This window comes from Kordia sp., assembly GCF_965283645.1.
Classification (GTDB): Bacteria; Bacteroidota; Bacteroidia; order Flavobacteriales; family Flavobacteriaceae; genus Kordia.
The window spans coordinates 773,539-795,007 of the sequence record NZ_CBDIPG010000001.1 but is presented as its reverse complement, the minus strand read 5'-3'; the positions used below and the strand labels follow the sequence as shown (position 1 = coordinate 795,007).

Genomic DNA, 21,469 nt, shown 5'->3' with positions numbered 1-21,469 from the left:
TAGAGAAGGTAACAGCCTTTTTTCTAAGAATTTATTTTCTATTAAGCGTCAGTATCTGGTGGCGCACAAGCAGCTGCGCACTTCAAAATATAACTGGTATTTGCTCCATAGCACAAATCAGCAAAAATAGTTGTGAAAAGCGTAGTTCCTGTTCCTCCTTTAACGGCTTTTTCAGACAATCTAGAAATCGTAGTCTTTTTTAAGTTTAGGTTGTTTTTGATGTTTCTTTTTTTCATGGTTTAAAAATTAAAATTGATTCGTATTAAATTGATTAAATAAAATTATTTGTAGATAAATTATTATACAGGCAATGTTCCAGTTCCGCAATTAACAGCACAACGTATACCTTGACTACTTATTGAACCTCCACCGTCACAAACTGTAGGATGATATGAAGGACATTCTATTGATCCCATGCTTCCACCTTTTATATGATTTACTTTCAAGTTTGAAACCACAGTTTTTCCGAATTTTAACGTCTTTGCATTTTTTTTCTTCATGATATTATAGTTTTGATTTGATACTAATATATTAAATCAAGCATCTTTACAGAAGAAAATAGAGCGAAGAAAATATATTTACTACCTCAAATTTATCAATTTGAGATAAGATGTAAACATGAAAAAAGCCTTGTATTTAAAGTAAATACAAGGCTTTTTTTATAAAATTGAGGTATTAAAAATTACTTTTTATCCTCTTGTAAGTTAATTCCAAGTTTTGCGGCAACTTTCAATGTTAAATCATACACAGGACTTGCATATGCTAACTCGTTTCCGTCAAGAGTAAAAACTTGTGTAAATTTTTCTTCTTTTGCAATTTCAGCAACTGTCGCACCAACTTTTTGATATAATGGACGCATCAACTCATCTTGTTTCAATTGAATCAATTGAGACGCATTTTGTCTAAATTTTTGAATATCGTTTTCAATAGCAAAAATTTCTTCTTGCTTCTTCTTCTTTGCTTCAGGTGTCATTGTAGCAAATGATTTATCAGCGGTATCAACTTCTTCTTTATATGCCTTCATTTTGGCATTCAAATCAGCTTGTAACGTCTTTTCATACGCCGCAATTCCTGTTTTTACTTGTACAATTTCAGGTAATTTAGAAACAATAATATTAATATTAACTGTTCCTACTTTTGATTGTGCCGATGCCGTAAATGAGCATAGTACAATTGCTAACGAGTAAAGTAAATGTTTAATTTTCATCTAATTGATATTTTATTTTTCAAAGTTGGCTAAAGTAATGAAAACATCATACCAAAAAAACGTTCTCACATAAAATTAACGTTTTTTAGTATAATTATTTAACTAATTGACCTCTGTGTGGCTTTAATTTTTCACGCATAAAAGGAACATCATCTTGTGATATAATCATAGAAGCACATACATACATGTCTGAAAACTCTTCTGTTTTAATAGCTTCACCATCAATCTGTTCTAACTTGATAAAGTCGTGTAAGTGAATACAATGGTGCGCTGCAGTACGTTTTGCCGCTGGACCTCTAAACTCCCAAATCAATTTTACTTTTGCCATACATTGTAAGTTTTTTGCAAAATTATCATTCTTTAGAAAGAAAAGAAGAAAAAAGACATAAAAAAACGGATGAAAGTTTCATCCGTTTTTAAAATTTTATGTTTCGAAATATTACTTGGCAATAATTTTAAATGTCTTGGTAAAATTGTTCGAAGTAATTTTTACAATATAAATGTTGTTTTTTGGTAAATCTAAATATTTACTAAACGTTCCATTGATGGCTACATTCTTTAAATCGATAACTTTTCGACCTAATAAATTATAAATAGCAATGTTTGAAGTTGCATTGACGCCCGTAATGGTCAATTTACCATCACTATAACTTGTATGAACCTTTTTCTTTGTTTGATCATTTTGTGAAAAATCAAACATATCCAACACAGAAACAGTCGTATTTTCTACGGTAATTTCTGTCTGAATTGTAAACACTTCAGATGCAAACATCACTGTTGATGCAAATGTGCATATAAGCAAAATGTAAAGTTTTTTCATAACGTTTAACGGTATTAAGTACAATATAGTTAAAAAATGAATACATCACTAAAAATGAAGCTTCATCTTACATATTATTGTTAAATACCAAAAACTAAGCCAAAAAGTTGAAAAGTATGCAATATCCATGTAGTTATTTGTTGTGAAATATCGTTGAATTATTATTTTTGTCTTTCTCAAAAAAATGATAATGAAAAATAGCATACAATTATTTCTTATTCTGTTGGTTTCGTTGACAAGCTTTGCGCAATCAAAAAAAGATAAAGTATTATTTACTATTGAAGGTGAACCAACGTACGTTTCTGAATTTTCTAGAGTTTATAAAAAGAACCTTGACATCATTGATGAAAAAGATCAAAAAGATATTGAAGAATACTTTGATTTGTTTGTCGAATATAAATTGAAGCTGAAAGAAGCTAAAAATTTAAATTTAGACGAAAAAGAAAGCTACAAGAAAGAATTAGCAGGCTACAAAAAACAACTTTCTACAAATTATTTAACAGATAATAACGCTACCGAACAATTGGTGAAAGAAGCGTACGATCGTTTAAAAACGGAAGTAAAAGCAAGTCATATACTCATTAAAGTTTCTCCTAATGCTTCGCCTGCGGACACCTTGGTAGCGTATGAAAAAATTATGAATTTACGCAAATCAATACTTGATGGTGCTGATTTTGGAGAAGTTGCTGCTCAAAATTCAGATGATCCTTCTGCAAAAGGAAATCAACGAACGCCAGGAAACAAAGGGAATTTAGGATATTTTTCAGCATTTAGAATGGTGTATCCGTTTGAGTCTGCGGCATTCAATACCAAAAAAGGAGAAATTTCAATGCCAGTTCGTACGCAATATGGTTACCATATTATAAAAGTGACTGATGTTCGCGAAAATGCTGGCGAAGTAACCGTTGCGCATATTTTATTATTAGACAAAGAAAATGATGAAAACAAGGAAGATCCTGCTCAGAAAATAAAAGATATTTATTCACAAATAACTTCAGGAAGCGATTTTGGAGCGATGGCAAAAAAATACTCGGAAGACAGAAGTTCTGGAGTAAACAATGGGAAATTGCCAAAATTTGGTCGTGGTCGTTTGCGTTCAAAAGAATTTGAAGATGTAGCGTTTTCATTAAAAGAAGTGAATGAAATATCAAAACCGTTCAAATCGGAATTTGGATGGCATATTGTAAAATTGATCTCAAAACATGCTCAAAATACTTTTGAAAAAGAAAAATACAATCTTGAGCGACGCATCAAAAAAGATAAAAGAGCCAATGTAATCAACACTTCTGTGATAAAGAAGATTAAAAAAATGTATACAATTACTGAAAATCCAACGCTTAGAGAAGATTTTCATACAATTGCAATGGCGGACAACTTTTTTACGCGTTCTTGGCAAAAACCAACAGACAGTGCATTCTTAAACAAAACACTATTTCAAATAAACGATACCAAGTTTACATACAATGAATTTGCTACGTATTTATTAAAAAATAAAGCTCGCATGATGCAAAAGAACAGTGATCCAAAAGGATTTATCAATAGCTCTTTTACTGAATATATGGATGGTAAACTATTGTCATTCTATGAAAATGATTTAGAAAATGTAAACGAAGAATTTGCGGCAATCTATGGAGAATATAGAGACGGTTTGCTATTATTCGATTTAATGGAAAAGCAAATTTGGGACAAAGCGAAAAAAGATACAATTGGTTTGGAATCGTTTTACAATGCCAACAAAGAAAATTACAAATGGAAAGATAGAGTAGAAGCGGTAATTGCTTCGTGTACAGTTGAAAAAGTTGCAGATCAAGTACAACAATTATTAAAAGAAGGAAAACCACTTGATGAAATCAAAAAAACAGTTAATAAAGAATCAAAAGTAAACGTAATCTTTACGATGGGAACTTTTGAAAAAGGACACAGAAATCTTCCTGAAGGATTTAAGTTTGAAAAAGGTGTTTCGGATGTTCTAAGTGATGAACAAAGTGATTTCACTATCGTAAAAGTAAACGAAATCATTCCAGCTAGTTACAAAGAACTCTCTGAAATCAAAGGAAAAGTCATAAGCGATTACCAAGTGCATCTTGAAAAAGAATGGATAAAAACGCTCAAAGAAAATTACAAAGTAGAAATCAACAAAAAAGTATACAGAAAACTAGAAAAACTCGTTAAATAATACATATTGAGAAAATTAATAGCCATTATTAGTATCATATTGTGTTGTTCTTGCGAATACTTTCAGTCGTCGCAAGATGGAGAACCTATTGCCAGAGTTGGCGAAAATTATCTGTACAAAACAGATATAACTCCATTGCTTTCTGAAAATACCTCTAAAGAAGATAGCACAATCATTGTAACCAACTATATCAATCGTTGGGCTACACAACAACTATTTATACAACGTGCAAAAATAAACTTACCACAAGAAAAGCAAACGGCTTTTGACGAACTTGTTGAAGAATATCGCAAAGGTTTATATGTTGAAGCTTACAAAGAAGCTGTTGTTAAAAAAACAATTGATACAACAGTAACTGGGTTTGACGAAGCGGCGTATTACGATACGAACAAAGAGAATTTTAAACTCAATGAAGAATTACTCAAACTACGTTACATCAGCATCAACAAAGACAACTCAAACATAAAAGAAATTACCGAACGTTTTGAACGTTTTGATTCAGAAGATAAAATTATTTTGGACTCTTTGGCCATTCAATTTAACAACTACTCATTAAACGATTCAATCTGGGTAAAAGCGACGCAAGTGTTTAATAAAATTCCTGTTATAACCAACGAAAACAAGGATAAATACTTAAAAAAATCACAATTTTCTAAAATAGAAGATTCAATAGGACTATATTTGGTGCGAATTGAAGATATGATAGGTAGAAACGACATTGCGCCACTAGCGTATGTGCGTCCTACAGTACAACAAATCATTCTCAACAAGCGCAAGCTTGAATTTATCAGAAAATTAGAAAAAGACATCACAAAAGATGCAGTTAAGCGAAAACAGTTTGAAATTTACAATTAAAATGAAGAAAAGTATATACTTGTTAGTATTGCTTGTGGGAATAGGAATGCAAGCACAAGCACAAGAGGAAATGGTTACTGAATCATCAATGATCAAGGCCAAAGCAAAAGTAAACGATTCTACAGAAACGACTTCAAAGCGTGTCAAAATTGACGGTGTAGCCGCGGTAGTTGGTGATTATGTAATATTAGAATCGGATATAGATAAAACATTTTTAGATTTAAGACAACGAGGAACTTCTATAGAAGGATTAACAAGATGTAAACTACTTGGGAAGTTAATGGAAGACAAATTGTACGCACATCAAGCGGTACAAGATAGTGTTGACGTTCAGCCAGGAGAAGTTAGAGACCGTGTAAATCAACAAATTGAATATTTTAGCCAACAAACAGGCGGAATGAAAGAATTATTAAAATTCTACGCTATGGAGGATGAATCTTCATTACGCCAACAATTAATGAAAATTACGAAAGAAAACATCTTAACACAACGTATGCAATCGAAAGTGGTTGGTGATGTAGAAATCACGCCAGAAGAAGTACGTCAGTTTTTTGAAAAAATTCCAGCAGATCAGCGTCCAAGAATTGGAATTGAACTAGAAGTTGCTCAAATTATTATTGCTCCAAAACCTTCCGATGAAGCTGTAAAGAAAGTTATTGACAAATTAAAAGGAATCAAAGCAGATGTAGAAGCAGGTGCAAGTTTTGGAACAAAAGCCATTCTATATTCCAAAGATAGAGCGTCAGGTCGTCAAGGTGGATTTATGTCTATCACGAAAAGAATGCCATTGGCAAAAGAATTCAAAGACATGTCATACACCTTACAAGAAGGTGAAGTTTCGGATCCTTTCGAAACAGAATTTGGATGGCATATTGTAAAAATTGACAAAGTACGTGGACAAGAAAGAGATGTACGTCACATCTTATTAATTCCAGAAATTACAAACAAAAAACTGGATGATGCTCGTAAACAAATAGATACTTTACGTCAACGTATCTTAGCAGGAGAACTTACTTTTGATGAAGCGGCACGTTCGTTTTCAGATGATAAAGAAACACGAAACAATGGAGGAAAATTAATCAACCCTGCAACATTAGGAACACATTTTGAACTTACAAAAATGGATCCTGAACAATATTCTCAAATAGAACCATTAAAAGGAGACGAAATCTCAATTCCTTTAATAGATGAAACACGCACAGGTCAAAAACGATACAAACTTTTAAAAGTAACCAACCGTTACGAAGAACACGTAGCTGATTATTCTAAAGATTACATCAAAATTAAAAGTTTAGCACTTAAAGAAAAGCAGTTAAAAGAAGTTGAAAAGTGGATTACCCAAAAAATTGAGGATACGTACATAAACGTAAACAAAGGTAATCGTGATTGTGAATTTCAAAATAACTGGTTAAAAAAATAAAAAGCCTATGTCAGATGTTGCTGCTATTGAAAACCTTGTAAAAAAACACAAGGTTCTCAAGAACGAAATCGCGAAAATTATTGTTGGTCAAGAAACTGTAATAGATCAAATATTACTTTCTATATTTTCTGGTGGACATGCATTATTGATTGGTGTTCCTGGATTAGCAAAAACATTAATGGTGAATACCATTGCAACGACATTAGGGTTAGATTTTAAACGTATACAATTTACACCAGATTTAATGCCAAGTGATATTTTGGGAAGTGAAATCTTAGATGAATCACGTAATTTCAAATTTATCAAAGGACCAATATTTGCAAACATAATTCTGGCTGATGAAATCAACCGTACACCGCCAAAAACGCAAGCCGCTTTACTAGAAGCCATGCAAGAACGCGCGGTAACTGTTGCAGGACATCACTACAAACTCGATTTACCATACTTTGTATTAGCAACGCAAAACCCAATAGAGCAAGAAGGAACGTATCCGTTACCAGAAGCACAATTGGACCGTTTCATGTTTGCTATTCACTTAACATATCCAACGTTTGCAGAAGAAGTACAAGTCGTAAAAGCTACCACTACAAATGTTGAAGCATCTGTAAAGCCATTGTTCAATGCGGAAGAAATCATTGCCATTCAACAACTAATTCGTAAAATTCCTGTAGCAGATAATGTCATAGAATATGCGGTACGATTAGTTTCAAAAACACGCCCGAAAGAAGAAAGTGCAACTGACTTAGTAAAACAATACGTAGATTGGGGCGCAGGACCAAGAGCTTCGCAAAACTTAATCTTAGCTGCTAAAGCAAACGCAGCAATCAAAGGGAAATTTTCTCCAGACATTGAAGATGTACAAGCGGTTGCAATTGGAATCTTATCACACAGAGTTATTCGAAATTACAAAGCAGAAGCGGAAGGAATTACGATAGAAAAAATTATTGAAAGTTTATTCTAAAAGAAAACATATTTTAAAATTATATAAAAAATCACAAGCGAAAGTTTGTGATTTTTTTGTTTAAGTATTTAAATTAAATTTTTAAAAAGCTATTGTTCGTTGTACATTACAAACAAAAGCAATCAAATGAAGAAAGTAATTCTGTTAATACTACTATTTTTTACTTCAGGAATTACTTGCGCACAAACTATTGAAAACCTGAAAACATTTAAAGAAGTAGGCACATTCCTCGAAAAAGAAATAAGCAAGGAATATACTTTTGAGTCATTTTTTGAAGGTGAAAATGAAATTGATACCGAAGATTTTAATGAAGTTGTTCAAAAAGTAGATTTGGATAACGATGGCTTTACGGATTTGTGTATAGATTATGTGGGTATTTTAATATTCATTCGAAACAAAGGAAATAATACTTATGAAGAAATAAAACTACTTGAAGACGAAGATCAACCGCTGCGATCCATATCGATGGGGAAAATTAATGATAAAATTATTTTTATTCGAACAAGTAAAGTTTCTGCGTTTGATGTTACAAATCATGAAAACATTATCACACAAAAAAATCAAAAAGATGTCGTTTATGATCGAAAAACAAATAAAATGGTTGAGGTAATTCGTGACATTCAATATCGTGTAGATACTTTGGAAGTGAAATATGGAACGTTTTTAAAATATAACAAGAGCAAGGAAAAATTTAAAAACGAAATAGAAGAAATTCATTTTGAAGCAACGCCTTGTTTTGGAAGCTGTCCAGTTTTTGAATTAAAAATAACTTCTGACGGAAATCTAGAATATCATGGGAAGCGATCTACAAATTTCAAAGGTCGAAAAAAACTGAAAATAAGTTCAGAAGAAGTAGAAGCGTTGTTTGGTCTCATTGAATATACAGACGTAAAAAGCCTAAAAGATAGTTACAGCATAAACGTGACAGACAATCCAGCGGCAAATCTCAAAGTCACCTTCAAAAACGGCGATGTAAAAGAAATTTATGATTACGGACGTTTCGGTACATACAATCTTCGTGTGATCTACAAAAAGCTTCTAGAAATAAGTGCTAATATAAAATAAACTGTAAAAGGTTTTAATATGTATTCTCAACATAAAAATACCGAATCCATCAATTTTAAACATAAATTTCTACAATAAATTCACAGTTATACCTTTTTTATAATTAAAAAAACCAACTAAAATTTAGTAAGTTTTGAGAATATCGAAATTTAAAACGCCTGTATTGATAAATTCGTAATTTAGTGTCTCTTTAGATCATTATTTTAAATTTTCCTCAACAAAATCGAATATTAGCTAAAAATAATTTCCATAAAATAATGTTATACTGTTGATTTTTAAAAATCAAGATAATTTCGTAATTTCGCAAGACTTTCAAAACACAAAAAAAACGAACATATGGCCTTCGATATTGATATGATAAAAAAGGTTTACGAAACAATAGTGGAACGTGTAGACAAAGCACGCGAAATTACTGGTAAACCATTAACACTTTCAGAAAAAATACTTTATTCGCATTTATGGGATGGAATGGCTGACAAAGCTTTCGTTAGAGGAAAAGACTATGTAGACTTTGCTCCAGATCGTATTGCTTGTCAAGATGCAACTGCACAAATGGCATTATTGCAATTCATGCAAGCAGGAAAAACTAAAGTAGCAGTTCCAACTACCGTACATTGTGATCACTTAATCCAAGCGAAAGTTGGAGCAACTAGTGATTTACAAGCTGCAATGAACAACAGTAGTGAAGTATTCAATTTTTTAGAGTCAGTATCAAACAAATATGGTATCGGATTTTGGAAGCCAGGCGCAGGAATCATTCACCAAGTAGTATTAGAAAACTATGCTTTTCCTGGTGGAATGATGATTGGAACCGATTCACACACTGTAAATGCAGGTGGATTAGGAATGGTTGCCATTGGAGTTGGTGGAGCAGATGCAGTTGATGTAATGGCTGGAATGCCTTGGGAATTAAAATTTCCGAAACTAATTGGTGTAAAACTAACTGGAAAAATTTCAGGTTGGGCAGCACCAAAAGACGTAATCTTAAAAGTAGCTGGCATTGTTTCTGCAAAAGGAGGAACAGGCGCTATCGTAGAATATTTTGGACCTGGCGCTGTATCAATGTCTTGTACAGGTAAAGGAACAATTTGTAATATGGGAGCTGAAATTGGAGCAACAACTTCAACTTTTGGATACGACGAATCTATGGAGCGTTACTTACGTGCTACAGACAGAAGTGATGTTGCAGATGCTGCAAATGAAGTGAAAGACTATTTAACTGGTGATGCTGAAGTATATGCAAATCCAGAGCAATATTTTGATCAAGTTATTGAAATTAACTTATCAGAGCTTGGCCCATTATTAAACGGACCATTTACGCCAGATTTATCTACAACTGTTGGTTCAGAAATGACAGCAAGAGCACAAGAAAAAGATTGGCCAATACAAGTAGAATGGGGATTAATTGGTTCTTGTACAAACTCTTCATACGAAGATTTATCAAGAGCATCTTCTGTTGCACAGCAAGCTTTAGACAAAGGCTTAAAAATGAAGTCTGAATTAGGAATCAATCCAGGCTCAGAACAAGTACGTTACACAGCAGAACGTGACGGAATTCTTCAAATATTCGAAAAATTAGACGCTAAAATATTCACCAATGCTTGTGGACCATGTATTGGACAATGGGCACGTTATTCAGACCCGAAAAACGCACCAAAAAACAGTATTGTTCACTCATTCAATAGAAACTTTGCAAAGCGTGCAGATGGTAACCCAAATACACATGCTTTTGTAGCGTCTCCAGAAATTACTGCGGCAATTGCAATAGCAGGACGTTTAGACTTCAATCCAATTACTGACAAACTGATCAATGAAAACGGAGAAGAAGTAATGTTAGACGAACCAACAGGATGGGAATTACCTCCAAAAGGTTTTGAAGTAAAAGATAACGGATACTTAGCGCCAGAAGAAGACGGAAGCCATGTACAAGTTACTGTAAAAGAGGATTCAGAACGTTTACAATTGTTAACACCTTTTGTACCATTAGGCGGAAGCATTACAGGTGCAAAACTATTAATAAAAGCACACGGAAAATGTACTACTGATCATATTTCTATGGCTGGACCTTGGTTACGCTTCCGTGGACATTTGGACAATATTGCAAACAATACGTTAATTGGAGCTGTAAATGCATTCAACATGAAAACTAACTTTGTAAAAAGTCAGTTAAATGGTGAATACGATGCTGTTCCAAAAACGCAAAGAACATACAAAGCGGCAGGAATCAAAACAATTGTAGTTGGAGATCACAATTACGGAGAAGGATCTTCACGTGAGCACGCGGCAATGCAACCAAGACACTTAGGTGTAGCGGCAGTTATTGTAAAATCGTTTGCACGTATCCATGAAACAAACTTGAAAAAACAAGGAATGTTAGGATTAACGTTTGCGAATGAAAGTGATTACGATTTAATCCAAGAAGATGACACCTTCAACTTCTTAGACCTAAACGAATTTGCACCAGGAAAACCATTAACAATTGAAGCAGTTCATGCGGATGGAAGCAAAGATATTATCGTAGCAAACCATACCTACAACCAAAGTCAGATTGACTGGTACAATGAAGGTTCTGCTTTAAACTTAATCAAAAAAGAAAACAACGCTTAATTCAAGTAACTTGTTTTAATATATAAAAGCCTTAGACGGAAACGTTTAGGGCTTTTTTTGTGCTTAAAATTCTTTAAACGAGAAGAGTACAATACATTGATAAGTAGTATTAACACTTTTTTATATTTTTTTAATTAATTTTGAGAGATGTTTCAAAAAACAAACATACCTATACTAAAGAGTATTGTGTTACTTTCCATCTTTGTTTTACTAAAGTTGGGCTTTTCACATGCAATTTCGCACACGTTCTCTCATGACGATATTGCTGATTGTGAAGATTGTTTTTTGATTCTTGATTCAAACAAAAATAAAACATTTGATTACCATGCGTATGTGTATGATAGTTCAAATTCATTAGTAGTTAATTTTCACAAACCCGTAATATTATTATATACTAGTCCAGTAATTAGTATCTACACTTCGGATCAATTCTTCAATAAGCCACCACCTTCAAAGGCGTAAAATAAGGAAGACTTTATTTTTTAAAAACACAGTTCAAATAAGTAATGTATTTGCAATATAACTATTGTGAAATACAATACTATGTATTTGTTACCGTCTGTTACTTACAATTCCTTATTCAATTTCAATACATTCTATTAATTGTATTATGCTGAATTACAGTATGATATGGTAAAAATATATAATTATATAATATTAAAATCGATGATACGTATACAAAATTTAACCAAAATCTATGGAGATCTCACAGCCTTAGATACCTTGAATTTAGAAGTAAAAGAAGGAGAAATTTACTGCCTTTTAGGAGCAAACGGAGCTGGGAAAACAACCACAATAAATTTGTTATTAGGATTTATAAAACCTACTTCGGGCAATGCCTTTATTAATGATATTGATGTGGTAGCACAACCTAAATTGACAAAAAATTACTTGGCATATATTCCAGAAAATTTGATGTTATATCCAAGTTTGAGTGCTATAGAAAATTTAGATTACTTCTCAGGAATCGCCAATAAAAACTTTAAAAAAGATGAATTGGAAGCATTTTTAATTGAGGCAGGATTACAAACAACTGCATTTCACAAATCAGTGGCTAAATACTCCAAAGGAATGCGGCAAAAAGTAGGTATAGCAATTGCGTTGGCAAAAGATGCAAAAGTATTGCTGTTGGATGAACCTACTTCAGGATTAGATCCAAAAGCAAGCAATGAATTTGGGCAATTATTACAAAAACTACGACAAAAAGGAGTGGCAACTTTGATGGCAACTCACGATTTGTTTAGAGCAAAAGAAGTAGCAACTACTATTGGAGTGATGAAAGACGGACAATTGAAACAACAATGGGCAGTAGAAGAACTTTCCTTAAAGGAATTGGAAGATAGTTATTTAGAAACCATGTCTTATAATTCGCTAAAGTCATGATATTACACACATTTAAAAAAGAAACAAAAGAATTGTGGCGCGACGGTCGCGTTAGAATTGCCTTTATCATCGTTTTATTATTAACTGCGGTTGCGGTGATAATCAGTACAAAACATTACAATACTGTAAATGAACAATATATTGAAGCGAGTGCTAATGAACGAGAAGTTTGGGACAATCAAGGAGAAAAAAATCCGCATTCAGCGGCACATTATGGCACCTATGCTTTTAAACCTAAATATCCCTTATCACTCATAGATCATGGTGTAGATAAATATACAGGAACTTCCATCTTTTTAGAAGCACATAGACGAAATGAAGCGCAATTTATCGCGGCTTCAGACCAAACAGGATTGGCACGTTTTGGCGATTTAACTCCTGATTTTATTCTATTATTCATTATTCCATTACTTCTTATCCTAATAGCTTACAATAGTATTACGAAAGAAAAAGAAAGCGGAACACTTACACTATTAAACAGTCAAGGTGCTGTAGGTTGGAAAATTGTTTCAGGAAAATGGTTGGCTATTTTTTTACCAGTACTTGTGCTATTAGCTGTACTGTTCCTAATTACAGGATTGCTACTATCTAATTTGCATGATTTTGGTGTATTTAGTTGGCGTTCTCTGTGGACTTTATTTCTAACTTATTTAATCTATTATGCCATTTTTATCAATCTAGTATTAATTATATCTGCATCTGTACATAAATCTGGAATAGCCTTAGTACTATCATTAAGTTTTTGGATTTTAATTTGTTTAGTATTGCCAAAAGCGGCGAGTAATATTGCAGAATATTCATATCCGTATCCTACACGACAAGAATTTAGTGCAAATGTGACTAATGACAAAAAACAAGGTTTAGACGGTCATAATCCTTGGAGTGAAGCCGCCAAAGAACTCGAAAAGGAAACGTTAAAAGAATACGGAGTGGACAGCTTGAGCCAATTACCTTTTAATTACGATGGCTATCGAATGCAAAAAGGAGAAGAACACGAAGCAGAAATTTACGCAAAACATTATGCGTATCTAAAAACTCAATATGTAAATCAAAGTGGAATTTATCAAAAATTAGCGGCTATTTCGCCATACTTGCCTACACGATTTTTAAGTATGGCTATCGCTAAAACCGATTACAATACACATTGGGATTTTTCAGATGCAGCTGAAAACTATCGAATTGAAAGTCAAAAATTTCTCAACGATCATTTTGCGAAAGAATCAAAATATGGAGATTGGAGTTTTAAAGCGGATGCTGATTTTTGGAAACAAATGCCAAAATTTGAATACGAGCTGCCATCATTATCAGAAACTATCGAAACCAATACGTCAAGTGTCATAATCATGATTGTTTGGTTAGCAGGTTCCTTTACCCTTTTGTTTTTCACTACTAAATCATTGTAAAAATGCTATACTATAATTTTAAATATGAATGGTTGTTATTAATTCGTAATAGATGGATTCAATTACTTACCATTCTTCTACTATTACTATTTGGATTTGCCGTGTATAACGGAATTCAAAAAGTAGATGCACGCAAACAGAACATTACTACTGCTATTTCAGAGTTTAAAGCAAAGGAAACAGAAACTTTAAAAGTATTAGATTCTATAGCTAAAGGATTTAAAGTAAATAAATCAAGATGGTTAATTCCTTCGCGACCAATTGTGATTGGAAATTTATTGCCAAGAGTAGTAAACATGCCAGCAAAACCAACGGCTTTTATTGCAACAGGACAATCAGATTTGTTTGCACATTATGTAAAACCTACAGTTGCAGGTGACGATCTTTCCATGAATTATACCGAAATGACAAGTCCGATACAATTACTTTTTGGAAGTTTTGATTTGGCTTTTGTCATTATTTACTTATTACCATTATTAATTATTGCGTTCTCTTTTAATGTACTTGCCTCCGAACGAGAAAGTGGCACGTTAAAACTCTTAGCTTCGCAGCCTATTCTCATCCGAACTTGGGTATTACAAAAATTAGCACTTCGCTTTTTTTGGTTACTCGTATGTATCAGCATTACACTTGTAGTCGTATTTATCATTTTTTCATTCAATTTAATGGAAAATTGGACAGCATTTGCAACACTTTTAGCATACATAATCGTATACACTCTATTTTGGTTTGTATTGGCATTTGCGACCAATATTTGGATTCATAGTTCTGCTAAAAATGCTATAGCACTAATCGGTTTTTGGGTCTTTTTCGTATTGTTATCGCCTTCAATTTTAAATCAAATGAGCAATTCCGTATATCCTATGCCTTCACGTACGTTAATGCTCAATCAAATGCGAACCTTGAAAGCAGAAGCTACTAAAAAGCAAGATGAAATTCTGGATAATTATTTAAGAGATCATCCTGAATATGCAATTAATGATAGTACCCAAACACGAAACTTTTACCACAGATACATGGCAACACAGAATTTGGTAAAAGAGGAATTACGTCCTGTTGTTGAAAAATTTGAAACACAAATAGACAATCAGCAACAATGGGCACATACATTCAGTTGGTTATCTCCAGCATTAACCATTCAAAATGCATTGAACAATTTGGCAGGAACTTCTGAAAAAGATTACCAAGCATTTAGATATCAAAGCTTGGAATTTGCACAAGAATGGCGAGACTTTTTCATTCCCTACTTGTTCAAAAATGAAAAATTTAAGAAGAGTGATTATAAAAACCTTCCTTCATTTGAATATAAATACATGCAAAATACAAGCAATCTTAGAATTTTAGGATTGTTAGCACTGAGTTTTGTTATCGTGCTCTTAGTATTTGTACTAAAGCGAATAAAGCAACAGATACATAGTACAACATCATGATAAAACCAATACTAATACTGCTTTTTGTGTTCTTTGTAAACTTTTTACAAGCACAAGAAAGAAATGATACAAACTTTCCTCCACCAGACGTTCCTGTGGAAATAAAGGCAACTAAAACAACGAATAAAATTATTTTAGATGGACGTTTAGACGAACCACAATGGCAAAACGCAGAAGTTATTACACGTTTTTTTAAGGTAGAACCTGTACAAGGAGAGACGATTAAAAATCCAACAAGTGTTCGGATACTTTTTGATGATAAAAATTTATACATTGGAATCATTGCTAAAGATTCTTTAGGGAAAAAAGGAATTCGGATGCAAGACCTTCGGAGAGACTTTAACAGAAGTGAGAATGATGTTTTTGGCGTACAAATAGATGCACAAAACACCAAACAATATGCAGTATCATTTCAAACGACGCCTTTTGGAAATCAGTTGGACTTGCAAAGTTTTAACGATCGAATTACAGATACCAATTGGAATGCGTTGTGGAATGTACGAACACAGCGAACCGATGAAGGATATTCTATAGAATTTGCCATTCCATTCAAATCAATTAGATATGACAAGCCTGTAGATGGAAAGCCAGTATCTTGGGGAATTACCTTTTACAGATTGGCGCGAAAAGATTTTGAAAAGACAGTGTTTCCAGCGATACCACAATCTTTCTCAGAAAATAGGATGACATATGCCGCCAAACTTACAGGTCTTGAAGTGCCGCCACCATCTGCAAACATTAGAGTAGAACCATATGCATTGTATCAATATGATGAAAATAAAGCAGGTGCTACGGTAACAGATAAATTAAGTGAGCCCAAAATTGGTGGAGATGTAAAATGGGTAATCAATCCAGAAACAGTATTGGATTTGACGATTAATACAGATTTTGCGCAAGCGGATGTAGATAGAGCAGTTAATAACTTAGAACGATTTAATATCTTCTTTCCTGAACGACGTCAATTTTTCTTAGAAAACTCTGGTATTTGGGCGGGAAGCGACAATTCGCAACTCAAACCTTTTTTCAGTCGTACCATTGGTTTGGACAACAGTTTTAATGCGCAAGCAGCACCATTAGATTTTGGAGCGCGCTATACAAATCGTGATGAAAAACGCACTATTGCGGCCATGGCTGTACGTCAACGGAAAACAGATGAATCTGGCGGAAGCACCTTTGGAGTTGCGCGTTACACACAAAATTACGGAAAGGAAAACAATTTTGGAGTCATGCTCACATCTCGTTTAGACGATCGTTTTGGTACATTAAGTATAGACAATTCTAACAATACTACCGTTACGGTAGATGGCTTAATTCGTCCGCAAAGTGAAGTAACAATTTCCTATCTATTATCAACTTCTATAGATAGCGAAATTGGCGGCTTAGGATATTCAGGACGTATCTTTCCAGGAAAACGTACTAATGATTATTAAATGGGCTATGTGAATATATTTATTAGTGAAGATTATACGCCCGACATGGGATTTGTATTTCAAAAAAACCTCATGTATCACAGTCCAGGTGGTTATGCAATTTTACGCCCAAAATCATTGCCATTCATACGAAGATGGGATCCTGGTGCTTTTGTAAACTATTACCATGACTTAAAAGACTTTGGAAATTTTCAGCAAGCAAGTATTTATATATTTCCAATATTTATGTGGTTTAAGGACAATAGCTTTTTTGAAGCTTCATTTACGCCTACTTGGCAAAATATAAACTTCAATTTTGCGCCTTTGGGAATTGCAATTGGAGAAGATAATTATAAATATACTCGTTTTTTAACGCGATATAATACAGATCAATCTAAAAAACTATCTGCTTCAGCCAGCTATGATTTTGGAAATTTTTACAATGGAACTCGTAATACACTAAGCGCAAGTGTACGGTATGCACCGTTTCCAAATGTTTCTTTTACAGCGAATTATGAACATAATAACATCAATAGTTTAGGAATTCAAAATGAAAGTTTAAATACTGATTTATATACTGCCAACTTGCGCTTAGCACTAAATCCTATAGTACAGTTTTCAAGTTTCTATCAATACAATAGTTTTGATGAACAAGGACGTTGGAACTTACGATTGAGTTGGGAATACATGCCGTTATCATTCATCTATTTGGTATTTAATGATATACAAACCGATGTATTTGATCCCATGCAACAAACACGACAATTTATCAGTAAAATTACTTTTCTAAAACAATTTTAAAATAGTAGATACATATAAAATTGCACCAATTATTTTGATCTTAGAGAAGATTATAATAGTTTTAAGCAACGCTAAATTTTAAAGAAATATAGTGAGTTTAGTGATACGAAAACAAACAAAACTCCAATTACATAAAAGTTGCGATACACTTAAGAAAAATGAATGATAATAAATACATTGAAAAATTCCAAAGTAAGACTGACGCTGAGTTAGCAAATATTTTAGAAAATAAAGAAACTCCGAAATTAGAAGCTATAGAAAACGAAATTCAAACAACAAAGAAGAGAAAAGTAGTTGCACAGCGAAAGATAATTGAAGAAGAAAAAAAGAAAAATAATATTACTGATGATCCAACGGCACCTGAACTACATTCAAAACGTGTAATCATGGTTTTTTCTGGATTGTTTTCAACCATTTTTGGAGCTGTTTTACTAATGTATAATATAAAACAAATGAATAACCCGAAAGGGCGAATTCAAGTACTAATCTTCGGAATACTATATACGATAGCAACTCTTGTATTAATCAATCTATTAAATAGCAAAAGTAATATTGTCATAATTATAAATATTGTAGGAGGAATGATTCTAACAGAATACTTTTGGAATCAATTTATTGGAAAAGAATTTAAACACCGAAAAAGAAGTTGGATTAAACCAGCTATAATTTCTATTCTAATTACAATTCCGTTACTATTAGCGGTTATATACGGACAGTAAAATTATTTTTGATGAAATATCTTTATCATTAAATCAATAATTGATTTTTCTTTTACTAGCTTAGACTAATTCAACGTAATTAACCATTCACGGACACGTCATATACTATGCAAAAGATACTAACGATATTACTTTTTTTAATCTCTTATCAAGTTCTTGGACAACGTACTATTAAAGTTAGTGTGAATGATTTTAATAATGATAAAGTAATTGATACACTAAAGACCTTTTACGAAGGTGGAAGTGGTTTTGGAGGAAGATATGTTCAAATTGTAAATGGAAAAACTAACGAACACTTTCAACTTACAAATGATGGCTGTTTTTGTGAAATAAAAAGAACAGTACTCATACCGCCAGCACTTGCTAAAACTGAGAATCAACCTTTTTTGGATGTGCTTAAAGCGGAATTACTTCCTGAAAAAAGAAACACGCCAGACGCTTCATTAGAGTGGATTATTAAAAGTGCATACGCTAACAAAAAGCTAGAAAATAATACTTTCTTTGATTTAATTATTGATCCTAAAAATAATTGGAAACATCATAAATTTGAATATCCAAGTAATTATTACATTGAAGTTAAAGGTGACACACTAACTCAATTATATGATACTTCTTATGAAGCTCCAAAACGGTTACATAAAAAGGACGCCAAAGGATTTTTAACGTATTATGCACACAATCATTATAGAAATAGAGCAGGAGATAGTTTGCAACTTTCAAGCAGTAACAATCTTTACCAAATCTATCACACATCTCATGGTATTTTAGTAAAAAAAGGAACAACTCATAAATGGGTATTTATAAGTGACGTTTCCATAACTGGTGCACCTGAAAAATTACGATGGGAATCGATAAGCATGGCAAAGCTTTTGGGTAAGTATCTACTCATAAAACAAGACTTACCTCCAACTGGAGAATACAAACTATTTGTCATAAATATAGAAACGGGTATTTGTGGACGATTAAAATATGACCTTTCAAGTATTGATGATGAAAAAGAAACGTCTGTAATTAAAGATGAAAAAATTACAATAACTATTGAAAATGAGAAAGTTACATATAAGTTGAAAGATATCTTTAAGGAACTTGAAAAACAGTATATAACAAAGCAGAAACGTGATTAAATTAATTCTGAATTAATTATCTAAAACCCAAAAGAGAGGACTGAGTACAGTCAAAATAGAGTTCAAGTCCGAAAACCTACGGAACATTTGGCAAAACGATCTTTAATTAAGAAATTAGCAACTTAAACTTGAATTCTTGAGAGTCACGTTAAAAATTTCCCTAGAAAGTACGGAACATATCAAACAACAACTGTTGTTATGGAGTCAGCAATATCATGAAATTGTATGGTTAGATTCTAATAATTACCAACAAAAATATAGCGAATTTGACGCCATTTTAGCCGTAGATGCATTTACGGTATTACAAACCGATCACGTACAGGGTTTTCAGAAATTAGACGAATACCAACGCACTACAAACGATTGGATTTTTGGCTATCTATCGTATGATTTAAAAAATGATGTGGAAAATTTAGTCTCTCAAAATCATGATGGTTTGGAATTTCCTGAATTGTATTTCTTTCAACCTAAAAAATTATTCTTTCTAAAAGGAAATACATTAGAAGTTCAGTATTTACGCGCTGTTGATGATGAATTAGAGGAAGATGTTGAAGCAATTTTAAACACAAAAATCGATCTTGAAATATTTACAAATAAAACATTAAATAAAGAAAATCGACCTAAAATAAAATTACGCATTCACAAAGACGAATATCACGAAAAAGTAAATGCAGTATTAGCACATATTCATCGTGGAGATATCTACGAAGCTAACTTTTGTCAAGAATTTTATGCCGAAAATGCTACGATTGATCCAGTATCAACTTATGCACATTTAAACGCCATTTCTAAGCCACCATTTGCAACCTATATGCGATTGAGTGATAAATACATTTTATCGGCTTCGCCAGAACGTTACATCAAGAAAAACGGGACTAAAATTACGTCACAACCTATAAAAGGAACGGCAAAACGTGTGAGCAATCCTATTGAAGATCAGAAACTTGCAACAGATTTGCAAAATGATGAAAAAGAACGTGCAGAGAATGTAATGATTGTAGATTTGGTCAGAAATGATTTGGCGAAAACAGCAAAAAAAGGAAGTGTAAAAGTAGAAGAACTCTGTAAAATATACACGTTTGATCAAGTGCATCAAATGATTTCTACGGTAACTTCGGAAGTTTCGGAAACGCAAAATCTTGTAGAAATTTTACAAACAACTTTTCCAATGGGAAGCATGACAGGCGCACCAAAAATTTCAGCCATGAAAATCATTGAAAATTTAGAAGAAACCAAACGCGGTATCTATTCGGGCGCTATTGGCTATTTTACACCTGAAAATAATTTCGATTTCAACGTTGTCATTCGTTCTATTTTGTATAATAGTAGCAAAAAATATGTTTCGTATTCGGTTGGTGGCGCTATTACGGCAAAATCAATTCCTGAAAAAGAATATGAAGAATGCTTGATAAAAGCCAAAGCCATGCGAGAAGCGTTGGAGTTGTAAAAGTAGGTTGTCAATATAAATTTTCAATAGGATAGTTTTACCAAAATTTCTACCAAGGTTTATTAGCTGAATTTGTTGGCTTTGTAGCCGTAATTGATGCTGTTTCAATATTTATAAGACCAACAATATATTGTTCATTCTCAATAGGAGAATCTTTCACTACTATTTTTTCGTTTTCTACATCAATAAACTATACAATTTCTAACGTTACACCAGCCGTATGATCAATGTAAACATAACCAAAAAGGTTTTCAACTTCAAAATCAGTGAGTCCTTTTTTAATTTTATTGCTGATTCCGTTAATTCGAATCCATTGATTTGCCAAATGTGTATGAATTGTTTTTAAATTCATTAGTGTATATTTTCTTTCAGATTCCTGTAAAATTCGTTTTTATCAGCATTATCAGGTAATCCAGTAACTTGTCCGTCACAAAGTTTCATTATAATTCAATCGCCATTTTTCTTTTTAGCAACGTCCATAGTAAAGAAATTACGATCAATATGTTGTGCAATTTCTAAAAAATGATCAAGTTGAGATTTTGTGTCTCCATAGATTCCTTCATCCCAATAATTAAAGACTTTTACAATGTTTTTGTTCGCAAAAAAGATTCTGAATTCTTTCGTTATCGGCATGCCACTTTT

Annotated in this window: 21 protein-coding genes; 14 read left to right on the top strand and 7 right to left on the bottom strand. The window is 32.8% G+C overall.

From position 1 onward, the window contains the following. Positions 1–41: 41 nt before the first annotated feature. The 5 genes from ACQ654_RS03215 to ACQ654_RS03195 form a co-directional block, all read right to left on the bottom strand. Positions 42–236: a hypothetical protein gene (locus tag ACQ654_RS03215; protein ID WP_430408873.1), complete on the bottom strand. Its 195-nt coding sequence runs from the start codon at positions 234–236 to the stop codon at positions 42–44. Positions 237–299: 63 nt separating this feature from the next. Beyond that, the gene (locus ACQ654_RS03210) at positions 300–500 is read right to left on the bottom strand and encodes a hypothetical protein (protein ID WP_430408872.1); all 201 of its coding nucleotides are present in this window, start codon (positions 498–500) and stop codon (positions 300–302) included. Between the two features lie 182 nt (positions 501–682). Further along, a complete protein-coding gene (locus ACQ654_RS03205; RefSeq protein ID WP_430408871.1) occupies positions 683–1,207 on the bottom strand; it encodes an OmpH family outer membrane protein in 525 nt (174 codons plus the stop codon). 94 nt (positions 1,208–1,301) lie between these two features. Next, positions 1,302–1,535 carry a hypothetical protein gene (locus tag ACQ654_RS03200; RefSeq protein ID WP_430408870.1) on the bottom strand — a complete coding sequence of 78 codons (234 nt, stop codon included), beginning with the start codon at positions 1,533–1,535 and terminating at the stop codon, positions 1,302–1,304. 111 nt (positions 1,536–1,646) lie between these two features. Beyond that, positions 1,647–2,027, bottom strand: coding sequence for a T9SS type A sorting domain-containing protein (locus ACQ654_RS03195; RefSeq protein WP_430408869.1), 381 nt, complete (start codon positions 2,025–2,027; stop codon positions 1,647–1,649). A gap of 190 nt (positions 2,028–2,217) precedes the next feature. Here ACQ654_RS03195 and ACQ654_RS03190 point away from each other — a divergent pair, with 190 nt between their 5' ends. The 14 genes from ACQ654_RS03190 to pabB all read left to right on the top strand — a co-directional run bounded on the left by ACQ654_RS03190 (position 2,218) and on the right by pabB (position 20,827). Continuing rightward, positions 2,218–4,203, top strand: a complete 1,986-nt coding sequence (locus ACQ654_RS03190) for a peptidylprolyl isomerase (protein ID WP_430408868.1) — start codon at positions 2,218–2,220, stop codon at positions 4,201–4,203. Positions 4,204–4,209: 6 nt separating this feature from the next. Beyond that, positions 4,210–5,058, top strand: coding sequence for a peptidyl-prolyl cis-trans isomerase (locus ACQ654_RS03185; RefSeq protein ID WP_430408867.1), 849 nt, complete (start codon positions 4,210–4,212; stop codon positions 5,056–5,058). A 1-nt stretch (position 5,059) separates the two neighbouring features. Next, positions 5,060–6,478, top strand: coding sequence for a peptidylprolyl isomerase (locus ACQ654_RS03180; protein WP_430408866.1), 1,419 nt, complete (start codon positions 5,060–5,062; stop codon positions 6,476–6,478). Positions 6,479–6,485: 7 nt separating this feature from the next. Then, a complete protein-coding gene (locus tag ACQ654_RS03175) occupies positions 6,486–7,439 on the top strand; it encodes an AAA family ATPase (RefSeq protein ID WP_430408865.1) in 954 nt (317 codons plus the stop codon). Between the two features lie 126 nt (positions 7,440–7,565). Then, on the top strand, positions 7,566–8,504 hold the full coding sequence (locus ACQ654_RS03170) for a DUF6438 domain-containing protein (RefSeq protein WP_430408864.1): 939 nt from the start codon (positions 7,566–7,568) through the stop codon (positions 8,502–8,504). Between the two features lie 336 nt (positions 8,505–8,840). Next, positions 8,841–11,111 carry an aconitate hydratase gene (locus ACQ654_RS03165; RefSeq protein WP_430408863.1) on the top strand — a complete coding sequence of 757 codons (2,271 nt, stop codon included), beginning with the start codon at positions 8,841–8,843 and terminating at the stop codon, positions 11,109–11,111. 666 nt (positions 11,112–11,777) lie between these two features. Beyond that, positions 11,778–12,494, top strand: coding sequence for an ABC transporter ATP-binding protein (locus tag ACQ654_RS03160; RefSeq protein ID WP_430408862.1), 717 nt, complete (start codon positions 11,778–11,780; stop codon positions 12,492–12,494). Next, the gene (locus ACQ654_RS03155; protein WP_430408861.1) at positions 12,491–13,897 is read left to right on the top strand and encodes an ABC transporter permease; all 1,407 of its coding nucleotides are present in this window, start codon (positions 12,491–12,493) and stop codon (positions 13,895–13,897) included. Before ACQ654_RS03160 ends, ACQ654_RS03155 begins: the two co-directional genes overlap by 4 nt. A gap of 2 nt (positions 13,898–13,899) precedes the next feature. Next, on the top strand, positions 13,900–15,327 hold the full coding sequence (locus ACQ654_RS03150) for a DUF3526 domain-containing protein (RefSeq protein WP_430408860.1): 1,428 nt from the start codon (positions 13,900–13,902) through the stop codon (positions 15,325–15,327). Next, positions 15,324–16,757 carry a DUF5916 domain-containing protein gene (locus tag ACQ654_RS03145; RefSeq protein WP_430408859.1) on the top strand — a complete coding sequence of 478 codons (1,434 nt, stop codon included), beginning with the start codon at positions 15,324–15,326 and terminating at the stop codon, positions 16,755–16,757. The genes ACQ654_RS03150 and ACQ654_RS03145 overlap by 4 nt, the downstream gene beginning before the upstream one ends. A 9-nt stretch (positions 16,758–16,766) precedes the next feature. After that, entirely contained in the window at positions 16,767–17,537 is a 771-nt protein-coding gene (locus tag ACQ654_RS03140; RefSeq protein ID WP_430408858.1) for a hypothetical protein, read from the top strand. A gap of 158 nt (positions 17,538–17,695) precedes the next feature. Then, positions 17,696–18,256, top strand: a complete 561-nt coding sequence (locus ACQ654_RS03135) for a hypothetical protein (RefSeq protein WP_430408857.1) — start codon at positions 17,696–17,698, stop codon at positions 18,254–18,256. A 107-nt stretch (positions 18,257–18,363) separates the two neighbouring features. Beyond that, positions 18,364–19,380 carry a hypothetical protein gene (locus tag ACQ654_RS03130; protein ID WP_430408856.1) on the top strand — a complete coding sequence of 339 codons (1,017 nt, stop codon included), beginning with the start codon at positions 18,364–18,366 and terminating at the stop codon, positions 19,378–19,380. A 136-nt stretch (positions 19,381–19,516) separates the two neighbouring features. Further along, complete coding sequence (pabB, locus tag ACQ654_RS03125; RefSeq protein ID WP_430408855.1) at positions 19,517–20,827, top strand: aminodeoxychorismate synthase component I; 1,311 nt, start codon at positions 19,517–19,519, stop codon at positions 20,825–20,827. A gap of 190 nt (positions 20,828–21,017) precedes the next feature. On the opposite strand, the gene ACQ654_RS03120 is transcribed toward pabB, so the two are convergent. Beyond that, on the bottom strand, positions 21,018–21,179 hold the full coding sequence (locus ACQ654_RS03120; protein WP_430408854.1) for a hypothetical protein: 162 nt from the start codon (positions 21,177–21,179) through the stop codon (positions 21,018–21,020). 95 nt (positions 21,180–21,274) lie between these two features. Beyond that, positions 21,275–21,460: an ATP-grasp domain-containing protein gene (locus tag ACQ654_RS03115; RefSeq protein WP_430408853.1), complete on the bottom strand. Its 186-nt coding sequence runs from the start codon at positions 21,458–21,460 to the stop codon at positions 21,275–21,277. Positions 21,461–21,469 lie beyond the last annotated feature (9 nt).